Genomic DNA, 13,376 nt, shown 5'->3' with positions numbered 1-13,376 from the left:
AGGATGCAGAAGTACAAAAGGCAAGAAAGCTTGCTCGTCTGCAAAAAGAAGCTCAAAAACTCGGTCTTACTCTCCAAAATGCAGCTTGATTATGAATGATTTACATGCACGTCATTATAAGGTACGAAGCAATCCCAAACTTTACAGGGCTACCTGAATAGCCACTCTGTATTTAGGGGATTGCTTCGTGCCTCGCAATGACGGGTTTGATAACCAGTTCCTAAAACAACTCAACCAACCGCTCCAAAGCCATACCTCTTGATCCTTTAATGAGAATAGTGGAATTGCTTATAGGATATGCTTTTAAAGCAGCAATAGCGTCCTCCGCAGTTTCATAAAAAGTTGCCGGGTCCTGGCTTCCGGCTTCAGACTGTTGACTTAAAAAATCCTTCCCGATAAAGATCCGTTCATCAACCGGGGTATCCATGGCTTTTTTAATAACCGCAGCGTGCTCCACAGCAGCTTCGGGGCCCATTTCAAACATATCGCCCAAAATGAGCACTTTCCTTTTTGCCTCAATTTTGCCCACGTTTTCAATAGCTACAAACATGCTGCTTGGGTTGGCATTATAGTAATCGCAAATAAGTGTGTTGGTAGTTGTTTGTACAATTTGCGAGCGGTTGTTTTTAGGCTGATAACCTTCAATCCCTGCATTTATTTCGTTAGCTGATAGGCCGAGATAGGTGCCAATACAAATAGCCACCAAAATATTAGGCAGGTTGTAAGTGCCTGTTAATTGAGTTTTAACTTTATAACTATCGCCGGTTTTATTGTTGGTCCACTCTAAAGTAAGTAAAGGCGAGTTTTCCAACAGTTCACCGCTGATGAGGTTATCAATAGCATCGGTACCATAATATTCCACCTGTGTTAAATGGCGGGCAGCAGCCATCTCCATTAAAACAGTATCATCACTGTTTATGAAAACCACACCGCCTCCTTTGCTTGCTCCCCCTTTAGGGGGCTGGGGGGCAAAGTAATCATACAACTCCCCTTTTCCCTTTTTCACCCCTTCAACTCCGCCAAAACCTTCTAAATGTGCCTTACCTACATTGGTAATTAAACCATGCGATGGCTGAGCGATACTGCAAAGCAGCTCAATTTCTTTTTGATGATTAGCCCCCATTTCAATAACCGCAACCTCATGGCTGGCATCAATAGTTAATATGGTAAGCGGCACGCCAATGTGGTTATTTAAGTTGCCTTGTGTTGCCTGGGTTTTAAAATGTTGCGATAATACGGCGTTGATCAACTCTTTGGTAGTGGTTTTGCCGTTGGTGCCGGTAAGACCAATAATGGGGATACCAAGCTGGCGGCGATGATGGCGTGCCAGGTCCTGCAATGTGGTTAGTACATCCTCAACCAATAAATACTGTTCGCCCAGTTGATATTCGGGATTATCAATCACCACGTAAGCTGCACCGGCCTCAACTGCTTTTTGAGCAAAGGTATTGGCATTAAACTTATCGCCCCTGAGTGCAAAGAACAGGCTGCCGGGTGCTATCTTCCGGGTATCGGTGCTAATTACAGGGTGTTTGGTGTATATATCGTAGAGTTGGGTTGTGGTAGTCATGTGTATTTATAATGGCAAACGTAAATCAAAAGTACAATTATCTTGCGCTCGTTTATAACGAGTGCTTAACGTGGTTTAGCGATTGTATCGCCAGGGCTTGCGTTTAAAACGCAAACCCATATTGAGCGCTCGTTACAAACGAGCGCAAGGTTAAAGCCTATGTCATTGCGAGCGTAGCGTGGCAATCCCGTAGCCAATGCATCTCTGCTCTGTATAGTATGCGATTGCTTCGTCGTTCCTCCTCGCAATGACATATTTTTGTCTTGGTGGCTGCAAACGAGCGCAAGGTTAAGTTAACCTTAACAAAAATTATTCCTACCTCTTCATCCAGTCTATCACAGCCCTGATCTCGCCATAGCTATAGTCATCACCTAAAATCTCTTTTAATGGTGACAGCTTTTCTGCTCCGTAACTTTCAACAGCATCGGAAATAGCAGCTATCTTTTGCTGCGATACTATTTCGGTTATATCCAGATCGCCGTTTTGTACATAATAGCTCAGGTGTGTTTCTATGGTTGATGTAGTGAAACCACGTTCGGCAGCTATTTCGGCAATGGTTTTTCCGGAACGATACAGATTAAACGTTTCGGCTTTAGTATCACTGCTTCGCGAAGAAGATTTGACTTGTCCTGGTGATTTCGCTTTCCGCTCACGCTTAGGCGACTTCTGCTTTATTTTCGAGCCGAGGCCTTTTTCGGTGCAATAAATCTTAACAGGTTCAAGCAGCTCGCGACCGTAACGGGCAAGTTTAATGTCACCAAAACCAGAGATCATTCGCAATTCATCAAGGCTTTGTGGTAAGTAGGTTGCCATTTCCTGTAAAGTAGCATCCGATACGATGACGTAAGCCGGCACGTTTTCGCCTTCCGCAATGCCTTTCCTAACCTCTCTCAGGCGGTTAAACAATGAAATTTCGTATGGTAAGGTTTCTTCGTGATGTACTTCTTCTACCTTTTCTATCTCAATAAATTCAACCTTTTGGCCGCCTTTTAATACATCGGTGCTTTGTGCGGTAAGTTTTAAAACCGGATATTCATCACCCGCGGTTTGCAGGTAGCCCATGGTTATCAGCTCGCGAATGTGATGCTGCCAGTCGGCCTTACTGATATCGGCACCAATACCGTAGGTTTTTAACTGTTTATGTTCCTCGCGGATCTTGTCGCTTTTTGATCCCCGTAAAAAATCTATCACATAATTAGCCCCGAAACGCTCATTTAGCCGGGCAACTGCCGAGAGTGCTTTTTGCGCGATCAGCGTGCCATCAAAGCGTTTGTATTCGGTAAGGCAAACATCGCATGAACCACATTTGGCCGGAAACTCTTCGTCGAAATATCTCATCAGGTATTGCCTGCGGCAGGAGAGCAGCTGGCAATATTTTACCATATCATTAAGCTTATTAAGCATAATACGGCTTTGCTGCTCGTTCCCTTCTACTTTGGCAAATGCCTGTAGTTTCATAGCATCGCCGGGTGAGTAAAGTAATAATGCCTCGGATGGTAAGCCATCGCGCCCTGCCCTGCCTGTTTCCTGGTAATAGCCTTCGATGTTTTTAGGCAGATCGACGTGTACCACATAGCGCACGTTTGATTTATTGATACCCATGCCAAAAGCTATAGTTGCTACAATGATTTTCAAGTCATCGCGCAAAAAGGCTTCCTGGTTCCGGGCTTTTATTTCGTTGCTTAAACCAGCATGATAAGCCTCGGCAGCAAAACCTTCATCTTTTAAATCCTCGGCCAAAGCTTCTGTAGATTTGCGGGAAAGACAATATATAATACCTGACTCATCCCTATGTTCATTTAAAAAGGCGATGAGTTGTTTAAAGCTGTTCTTTTTTGGCGATACCCGGTAAGTAATATTTGCCCTGTTAAATGAGGATACAAATATCGCCGGGGATTTAAGGTTAAGCTTTTCAAGAATATCTTTCTGTGTAAGCTTATCGGCCGTGGCTGTAAGCGCGATAACCGGTACCGACGGAAACTCCTCCTTAAGGCCCGCAAGCATTAAATACTCGGGCCTGAAATCATGCCCCCATGATGAGATGCAGTGTGCTTCGTCGATAGCTATCTGCGCAATTTTCAGGGTTTTTAAAAAGGGGATGAGCTTGTTATCTTTATTTTCCTTGCTTTCGGCGCTGAACAAACGTTCGGGGGCAAGGTAAAGCAGTTTGATCTCATTATTCTTCAGCCGGTTTACCAATATCCTTGTTTCTTCGGGATTTAGGGATGAATTGAGGAAAGCCGCCGGGATACCGTTAACGTTCAGGCTGTCTACCTGATCCTTCATCAGCGCTATAAGCGGTGATATTACAATGGTTAGGCCATCTAACAAAACCGCAGGCAACTGGTAACATAACGATTTGCCGCCGCCTGTAGGCATCAGCGCCATCACATCTTGTCCTTTGAGTATATTTTGAATAATAGCTTCCTGCTCATGCCTGAAGGCACTATAGCCAAAATATTTTTGCAGGGCCTGGATAGGTGTCATGTTTGTAGATTTCAGATGCTCGATATGCAAATGTGCACATTCAAAAATAATTATGCATATTAGCTTATCTCTTTTCTCCTACACATTTTATTATTTATTTATGATAAAAAGACATTTACTTCTCCTTGTATTTATCAGTTTTTTTTGCCCGGCTTTTGCGCAAAAAATTCAATCGCCGCAGGAGTTCCTGGGGTATAAATTGGGTGAGCATTTTACGCCGCATTATCGTATTGTTGAATATTTTAAATATGTAGCATCCGCCTCAAAAAATGTAAAGCTGCAGCAGTTTGGTACTACTAATGAAGGCAGACCATTGCTGGCGATGTTTATCGCATCCGACGAGAATATTGGCAGGCTGGAAGAGATCCGTCATAATAATCTTAAACTGGCAGGGATTGAAAGTGGCGGAGGCAGTACAGCCATGCCGGTTGTTACCTGGCTAAGTTATAACGTGCATGGCAATGAGCCGGCATCGAGCGAAGCCGCCATGTGGACTCTGTTTGACATGGTTGATCCCGAAAATGCCGCTACCAAAGCCTGGCTTAAAAATATGGTTGTTGTTATCGACCCATGTTTAAACCCCGATGGACGCGACCGTTATGTTAACTTTTATAACTCGGTTGTAGGCGCTGAGCCCGATGCCAGTCCAACATCTCGTGAGCATGCCGAACCATGGCCGGGCGGCAGGGTAAATCATTTTTACTTTGACCTTAACCGCGACTGGGCCTGGCAACAGCAAAAAGAAACCCAGGCACGTGTGGGCCTATATAATCAATGGCTGCCGCAGGTGCATGTTGATTACCATGAACAGGGTTATAACGCCCCTTACTACTTTGCCCCTGCCGCCGAACCTTACCATAAGGATATTACCCAATGGCAGCGCCAGTTCCAGATCACCATTGGTAAAAACAACGCCAAATATTTTGACCAGAACGGCTGGATGTATTTCACCAAATATGAGTTCGACCTGTTGTACCCTTCGTACGGCGATACTTATCCTTTATATAATGGCTCCATCGGCATGACCTATGAGCAGGGCGGCATCAGTGCCGGTTTGGCTGTAGTTACCCGCAGCGGCGATACCCTTACTTTGGTACAACGTGTGGCGCACCACCATTCAACAAGTTTAAGTACGCTGGAGATCGCTTCGCTAAATACCCAAAAGCTTTTGGACGAGTACAAAAAGTTTTTTGATAACAGCCGTGCCAATCCTCCGGGCGACTATAAGACTTACGTTATTAAAAATGATAACAACAATAAAATTAACGCATTGGCAAAAATGCTGGGGCGTAACGGCATTCAGTACGGTTTTGGTTTAGCCAATAAGGCGGTTACAGGCTTTAATTATGTTACCCAAAAAACAGAGCAGTATAATGTTGGTGCTAATGACCTGGTAATTAATGCCTATCAGCCCAAAGCTGTATTGCTGCATGTGCTGCTGGAGCCCAAGACTTTTATACCCGATTCCAATACTTATGATATTACGGCATGGTCGCTTCCATATGCATATGGTTTAAAGGCGTATGGTTTAAAGGAATCGTTTAAGCCTGCCAGCACAGAGTGGAGCGTGGCTGCGCCCAAGCCTTTGGTAAATACCCACGCCTACGCTTATGTATCGGCATGGCAATCGGTTAATGATGTAAAGTTTTTGGCGGCATTGCTCAAAAAGAAGATCAAGGTTCGTTACGCCGAAAAACCATTTGAGGCCGGAGGTAAACAATTTACAGCAGGCTCATTAATAATTACCCGTGCCGGGAATGATCAGGCAGATTTTGACCAGGTCGTTACGCAAACGGCGGCTGGTTTAGGTCAGGAGATCACCCCTATTTCAACAGGCTTTGTTGATAAGGGCTCGGATATTGGTTCGGATGCGGTTAGGTACATCCATCAGCCCAAAATTGCTTTAATAGCCGGAGATGGTATAAACTCTGAGGCAATGGGTGAGGTTTGGCACCTTTTTGAAGCGCAAATTGCATATCCTGTTACCTTAATAAGGTACCAGGACTTAGGCAGGACCAAACTGGGCGATTTTGATGTGGTGATTTGCCCTGATGGTCGTTATGAAGATTTTCCTTCGGAAAAACTACAGAGCTGGATCCGCGACGGTGGCAAGCTGATAGCCGTAGATAATGCTGTGTCATTACTGGTTGATAAAAAAGGGTTCCTGATTAAACATAAGGAAGAGAAAAAAGAAGATAAGGATAAAGAAAAGGACAAAGATAAAATAGTTAAGCTATATGGCGACCGTGACCGCCTGGCGCTTAGTGAATCAATCCCCGGCGCTATTTATAAGCTGAACCTTGATAATACCCATCCGCTTGGCTTTGGTTTGCCGGAGTATTATTATTCATTAAAGCTGAATGACGATATCTATGATCTCTTCTCCGGTGATGATGGCTGGAACGTAGGCACCATAAAAAAAGATGGCTACGTATCGGGCTTTGTTGGCGCCGAATCAAAAAAGAAGATCAACAATGGCTTGCTGCTCGGTGTACAGCCTATGGGCCGCGGTTCAGTTGTTTATATGGTTGATGACCCGCTGTTCCGTAGCTTCTGGGAAAACGGTAAGCTGCTGTTTAGCAACGCTGTGTTTATGGTAGGGCAGTAGAGTCAGTTTGCAGTTTGCAGTTTGCAAAATGTGCTAATTAAGTTAAGAAAAATAAAATAAAAGGAAAGCGCCGGATTTTGTTTATCCGGCGCTTTCCTTTTATAAGGAGATAACTGCTATCTGCCAACTAAAAACTGCTAACTGATTTAATTATTCCCCTTCACCCTGCCTTTTTCATCATCGGCGCCGCTACGGTGCTCGCGCATTTTGATGGAGTTGTTACCAAAGTTATAGGTGAAAGTAAGGCGCATTACGCGGGTATCGTTCTTTTGTTTGATGGTAAAATTGTTGTTGACTACCTGGCTGCTCAAATCATTACGGCGAATGTTGAAGATATCATCGCATGAGGCTTTAATATTGAATTTTTTATTCATGAATGATTTGCTGACACCCATATCTACCGAGTAACGCGGCCTGATCTTGTAAATACCGTAAGTTAAAGCCGATTGATAATCGCCCGTTACCTCAAAGCGGTAACCTGCATATTTGAATGTTTGCGTTGTACGGCCCTGGAATGCCCATTGGCCATCGTTAAATTTGTGTCCGGCAAGGGTGTCAGATTTAAAGCCAAGGTAAAACGCGGTTGCGTTAACATTGCCTTCCCACCATTTGGTAATGGTGAACGGGGTGTTGATATTAATATTGTAACCGGTTTGGGTTTGAAGGTTCTGGTGTGTTTCGAACGAGCGTTTGCCTTCGGTTAATATCAACTCGGTGATAGCATCAGTAGTATGACTATAGCCAAGGCTTACGTTAATAGTTTTATTATAGGTATAGTTAAACTCAAAGTTTTGAGTGTACTGCGGATTCAGGAATGCGTTGCCTTGTGAGTAAGTATATGGGTCAAGGTAGTAAATGAAGGGGTTCAGGTCGTCATAACCAGGACGGTCGATACGGCGGCTGTACGAAAAGCTTACCTCGTTTTTATCATTAATGGTTTGGTTAATGAATACACTTGGGAACAAGTTTAAATAACTCCTCTTAACAGGTGTGCTGCCGATTAGGTTACCAGTCGACCGGGTTTGCTCGGCACGTAAGCCAATTTGTACCGAAAACTTTTTGAACTGTTTGTTCAGGTTCAGATACCCGGCGTTGATTTTTTCGTCGTAAATAAAACGATTGGTACGGGTTGAGTCATTTCGGTATGCGCCATTATCAAAGATCTGGGCCTGCAGGTCATTATCGGTTTTAACGCTGCTGAATTTTACGCCGGCTTCCAGCTTAATGGTTTTGGTGAGTGGTTTGGAATAATCGGCTTTGCCGGTATAGATACTTATGGTTGATGGGCTTTGGTTACGGAGCATCTGCGGAGCGTGCTGTACACTTCCATCAGGTAAAAAGTAATCCGTATTGTACATGGCATTTGAGTTGTTCTTGAATTTGGAATAATCCAGATCAATGCTCAATTCCTGGCCGCTGGTATCAAGCTTCAGCCTGTCGTTAAGGTTAAGGGCGAAGTTTTTATAGGTTTGCCTGATATCGGATGTAGTGTGTAAAGATGAATCGGCCACGCCAAATTGTTTGCCGATGATAGTTCTGTTGTCATTAAGGTCCTGCCCACTATTTGAATAGCCGCTTACCACGAAGCCAATGGTATGTTTAGAGGTTAGGTCATAGTCGGCACCTAAACGATAGTTATTGTAATGGTTGGTGCTCGGCATGTTTGAGTTTTGGTTGAAATAAGTTTTATTGCCAAGCGTATCAGTAATAATCCGATCAATGCCAATGGTATGACCGCGTTTGTTATCGCCCCTGCTTAACGAGGTAAATACATTCAGTGCGCCGTCTTTATGGTTAAGGTTAAGGCTGCTGTTATCGCGCCAGTACTTACTTTTAGCTCCGCCCACAGTAAGGCTGCCATTTGTGCCGGATTGTGTATTCTTTTTTAACTTGATGTTGATGATCCCTGAATTACCCGCTGCGTCATATTTTGCCGATGGGTTGGTAATGATCTCGATTGATTTGATCGTATTACCATCAGTAGAGCGCAATAAGGTAGCCAGCTGCGCGGCTGTAAGATAGGTTAACTTATCGTTGATCATTACGGTTACACCTTGTTTGCCTTTCAGGCTGATATTATCGTCTTTATCGACAGTAACACCGGGGGCGCGCTCTAAAATTTCCATGGCAGTATTGCCGGCTGCCAGTACGCTGTTTTCAACGTTCATTACAGTGCGGTCAATCTTACGTTCAATAAGAGGCTTGGTTGCTGTAATAGTAACAGCTTTTAATTCGGTGCTGCCTGTTTGCAGGTTTAAAGCAGGGGCTGTAACCTGCGATGAATTGGCGGGTACAGTAAAACTTTTACTTATAGCTTTTTGATAACCAACAACGGTAGCTTTAATAATGTAATTACCTGCTTTTATATTGGTAAAAACATAAACTCCGGCATCGTTACTTAACGCGCCTTTAACAACAGTTGAGTCGGAAGCGCGCAAAAGGCTTACTGTTGCATAATCAAGTGGTTTGCCCTGCTCGTTGAGCAAAGCCCCGGATACCTTGGCGGCAGGTGCGGCCTGCTGGGCAAAGGATACACCGCAGCTGATAGCAACAAGCAGCAGTGTATAAAATATGTTGTGTATGATAGTTTTCATTTTTAGTTCGGTTTAAAAAGTATGGGTAATACAATGCCGGTAAAGAATCGCTTCTTTTTTTAAATTGTAAATAAGCTTGTTTTAGTTTCCGGGGTGTTTTTCCGGTGCTGAGGGTTTAGTAATTATGAGATATAGGCGATTGTTTTCATAGTGTTCATGCTTTTGAGTTTAAATTTTTGGCAAAACAATTCCACCTGGCTTTTAGGCCATTTTTTAACGGTTATTAAATTTATGTTGCCGGATTACCCGGAAATGGTAATTGTGTTGCTTTTTATAGTAAGATGCAAAAACAGGGGTGTTGGTTACAGATTATTTTCACTTTTTAATTCAGGCATTAAATTTTTTGCCATATCCTTAATAATCCGAAAGGTAATTGGCAATTCATTTTTTGATATAGGCTTGGTTATCCCGCTGTTTAAAAGCGTTTTGCCGCATGGTTGAAACACGAAGTAAAAAGGAATAATAAGCCCGCTAAAAATTAGCAGGCTTATATATTTAAAAATGGCTTTCATAGGCAGGTGGCTTTTTAATGTTCCGGCATAATGGTAGTATCCGGAACCCCTGTGTCTTTTGATGCTTTTATCTTTTCCATGATCTTATCAGCCGTTGCGTTGGTATCTGTTTTGCACTCTAATCCGTTGGCGGTCATGATGTAAGTAGCTGTGGTGATGCCGTTATTATTACCCTGGTCTTTACATTCATAGATATTAAAGTTGATGTTACGGTCAAGTTTCTGATCAATAACGATCTTTGCATTAAGCGGAACTTTAAGGGTAAGATGAAGTTCCTGTCCGCGCCATAAAAAGCCCTGGGGCATTTCCAGGTGGCGATCAAAGTTCAGTACCGAGTCTTTTTGGTCGAAGCGATAGGCCGCGCTGCGGGCATTGATCAGGGCTTCTTCAAGGTTAGTACCTCGGGCGCTGAAAGTTTCGATCAATACGGGCTGCGGTACGTCGCTTTTTTCAATATCGATGGTAACATTATGATTTGGCATATCGTCGCCGTTAAAGTCATCATCTAAAATGATCATGCCTTTAAAGCGGTCATTGATTTTAAGACGGGTGCTATCTTCATTGCTTAAATACTTGGTGTCGTTCAGCTGCAGGTAATAAGTATTATTAGCCGTTGGCTTAAGCTTGATGGTTTGCGTGAATTTGCCACCCTCGCGGAAGCTGGCCGCGGTTTTTACGCCATAGTAAGAAACTGCTCCTAACGATGCTAACCAGATACATAATAAGGTGGTACCTATCGAACGGTTAAATGAAGCCTTTTTAAACAGGAAGCCAATGGTTGATAAAATAATGGCCAATAACGGTATGCTTAGCACCAAAAAGCCGCTCACCATAAAAATACCGTTAGCCTGGTGGTTAGCTATATTGAAGGGGAATAAATTATAGATCCCCATATTACCCGCAGCAAATAAAGCGATAAGCGAAACAATAAGGGCAATGGTCATGCCCAGGCAGGCTAACAAAATGGCAGCGGCCAATAGTTTACCAAGTAAATTGCCGGTGCCTTTTAAAAAGGCCGCCAAATGTTCAAAAATATCGCCAATGAGGTCACGTACCTGGTAAATGAAGGGCTTGGCTTCGTGCTTAAAGTTTTGAAGATTTTCGCGTACGGTGCTTAACTCCTCTTCAAAATTCTTTTTAAAGCCTTTCAGGTCCTGTTTTTCACCCTTCATGGCCATGCGGTCGGCACGGGTAATGGCTTTAGGCACAACCATCCATAATATAATATATATAATAAGGCCCATTGCAGCAAAAGGCACCAGGATGACAAAGGCCAGCCGCACCCAAACAGGATTGATATCAAAATAGTTGGCAATACCGGCGCAAACACCGCTGATCAGGTGATCATCCGGATCGCGGAAAAGCCTGCGGCGCTCCATATTGTATTCAAACGGATTGCTGCCTGAGGTTTTGGTATCGGTTTCGGCAGTTTCAAAATCCTGTACGCTGCCCATCTGCCCGGTAACTTCTTTCACATCGGCCTCAACAATAACTTGTTTGGCGTCACGCGCCAGGATCTCGTTAAACATTTCGGCAATGCGGTTTTCAATGTCGGTTGTGATCTCCAGGCTATCGGCCGAAGTAGAAAAATGACGCTTTACATCCGTCATATAATTCTTCAGCACTTCGTAGGCATCTTCTTCAATGTGAAAAACCATGCCGTTTATATTTATGATAATTGTTTTGTTCATGATTAAAGTGATTTGTAGGTTTTTTCTATTTTCTTTCTCCGATAGCTGTTTGAACAGCAAATACGAGTTCCTGCCAGGTTTTATCCAATTGTTCAAGCACCGCGCGACCTTCGTCCGAGAGTACATAATACTTTCGGGGCGGCCCGGAAATCGACTCCACCCAGTTGTACGTGAGCAGGCCATTATTTTTTAAACGGGTTAAAAGAGGATACAGAGTACCCTCAACTACAAGCAGTTGAGCTTTCTTAAGTTCAGCGATTATGTCTGACGCATATGTTTCGCCCTTTGCTATGATGGAGAGAATGCAATACTCCAGTATGCCTTTCCTCATTTGGGTTTGGGTGTTTTCGACGATCATAATACAAAGATATATGTTTTGGATTGTATTATGCAATACATAGTACTATAATTATTAATCTTTTAGCTGAAACTTGGATTTTTGAAAAAAAAATCGCGTTTTCAAAGAAATTACTTGACTTTTTGATAACGTAACATTACTTTTATGATTAATTAACTATTAACTGATCTTATTATTAACGAAATGAAAAAACTTCTACTCGTAAGTTTGTGCTTACTTGTGTTGTCTATGACGCAAGTATTCGCGCAAAACCGTACAGTTACTGGTACGGTTACGGCCAAAGACGACGGCCTACCCATCCCGGGAGTAACAGTAAAGGTAAAGGGTACAACTATCGGTACCCAAACCAACGCGGCCGGCAAGTATGTACTCAGTGTACCGGCAAATGCCACACTCGTTTTTAGCTTTATTGGCTACACCACCACTGAAAAATCTACAACAGGCAGCACAATAAACGTTGTTTTAGAAACATCGGCCCGTTCATTAGGCGAGGTTGTGATTACAGGTGCTTTGGGTATCAAACGCCAGGCTAAAGAGCAGGGAGCAGCAGCTACAACTGTTAGTGCAAAAAGCTTAACCGAAGCGCATCCTACCAACTTTACCAACGGCTTAACTGCCAAGGTGCCGGGCTTAGTGGTAAGTACCCTTAATAACGGTGTTAACCCTAATACCCGTTTTACCTTACGTGGTAGCCGTCACATTATCGGTAACAACTATGCGCTGGTAGTATTAAACGGTACGCCGATCTCTCCAAACGAGGTTAACACCATCAACCCTGACGATATCGAATCTGTGAATATCCTTAACGGTGCCGGTGCAGCCGCGCTTTACGGTTCAGACGCGTCAAATGGTGCATTGATCATTACTACCAAAAAAGGTAGCCCAAGCGGTGCCCCACAGGTTACTTATACCAATAACTTCCTGTTAGAGAAAATCTCTTACTTCCCTAAATTCCAAACCAAATTTGGTGGTTACGGTGGTGAAGGTGCTCCGTTCCAGGATCCAATTACCGGTTTCATTACTGCTACCGCCCCTTTCGAAAACCAGTCATACGGCCCTGCTTATGATGGTCATATGCAGCAGTTAGGTATCCCGTTGGAGGATGGTACAACTCAAAGCTACCCTTACATGACCCCAAAGACTGACCCGAGACGGGCTTTCTTCAACACAGGTCACAGCGAAGAGAACAACCTTTCATACTCGTCAGGTGATGCTAATAACAGCTTTAACTTAACCGCTAACCATTTATTTAAAACCGGTGTATTACCTGATGATAAATACAAAAGGAGCAGCGTACGTGTATCGGCAACAAAAACTTACAACAAGTTCAAGGCCGAGTTTACCGCCAGCTATGTACAGGATTATACCAATACTGTAGGTAATGGTGGTTATGACGGTGCTACATTAGATGGCGGCCGTTCATTATACAGCACTATATTCAACACCCCGTCATGGGTGCCTTTAACAAAATTCAGCGACCCTACAAAACCGTTTGCTGATGTTAACACTTACTTTAACTCATACGGCGTAAATCCATACTGGATCATTAAAAACGA

The 13,376-nt window shown here is 43.5% G+C and carries 7 protein-coding genes; 2 read left to right on the top strand and 5 right to left on the bottom strand.

Translation table 11 applies throughout. The features are described 5' to 3' along the window. Positions 1-220: 220 nt before the first annotated feature. Both VF500_RS25690 and recQ read right to left on the bottom strand, forming a co-directional pair. Positions 221-1,570 carry a UDP-N-acetylmuramoyl-tripeptide--D-alanyl-D-alanine ligase gene (locus VF500_RS25690; RefSeq protein ID WP_330862395.1) on the bottom strand — a complete coding sequence of 450 codons (1,350 nt, stop codon included), beginning with the start codon at positions 1,568-1,570 and terminating at the stop codon, positions 221-223. Between the two features lie 315 nt (positions 1,571-1,885). Beyond that, complete coding sequence (gene recQ / locus VF500_RS25685) at positions 1,886-4,057, bottom strand: DNA helicase RecQ (RefSeq protein WP_330862394.1); 2,172 nt, start codon at positions 4,055-4,057, stop codon at positions 1,886-1,888. A 100-nt stretch (positions 4,058-4,157) separates the two neighbouring features. Between recQ and VF500_RS25680 the strand changes: the two genes are divergently transcribed. Beyond that, positions 4,158-6,665, top strand: a complete 2,508-nt coding sequence (locus VF500_RS25680) for a M14 metallopeptidase family protein (protein ID WP_330862393.1) — start codon at positions 4,158-4,160, stop codon at positions 6,663-6,665. Positions 6,666-6,811: 146 nt separating this feature from the next. Here the strand turns inward: VF500_RS25680 and VF500_RS25675 are convergent, their stop codons facing one another. The 3 genes from VF500_RS25675 to VF500_RS25665 all read right to left on the bottom strand — a co-directional run bounded on the left by VF500_RS25675 (position 6,812) and on the right by VF500_RS25665 (position 11,820). Beyond that, positions 6,812-9,259, bottom strand: coding sequence for an outer membrane beta-barrel family protein (locus VF500_RS25675; RefSeq protein ID WP_330862392.1), 2,448 nt, complete (start codon positions 9,257-9,259; stop codon positions 6,812-6,814). A gap of 526 nt (positions 9,260-9,785) precedes the next feature. Beyond that, positions 9,786-11,462: a PspC domain-containing protein gene (locus tag VF500_RS25670; protein ID WP_330862391.1), complete on the bottom strand. Its 1,677-nt coding sequence runs from the start codon at positions 11,460-11,462 to the stop codon at positions 9,786-9,788. Positions 11,463-11,487: 25 nt separating this feature from the next. Next, positions 11,488-11,820 (bottom strand): PadR family transcriptional regulator, encoded by a 333-nt coding sequence (locus VF500_RS25665; protein WP_091209926.1) that lies wholly within the window; start codon positions 11,818-11,820, stop codon positions 11,488-11,490. 228 nt (positions 11,821-12,048) lie between these two features. Here VF500_RS25665 and VF500_RS25660 point away from each other — a divergent pair. Next, positions 12,049-13,376 (top strand): carboxypeptidase-like regulatory domain-containing protein (locus VF500_RS25660; RefSeq protein WP_330862390.1); only part of this gene is annotated, 1,328 nt, incomplete at its 3' end.

The organism is Mucilaginibacter sp. (assembly GCF_036383575.1).
Lineage (GTDB): Bacteria > Bacteroidota > Bacteroidia > Sphingobacteriales > Sphingobacteriaceae > Mucilaginibacter.
This window is presented reverse-complemented; position numbering and strand designations above follow the sequence as displayed.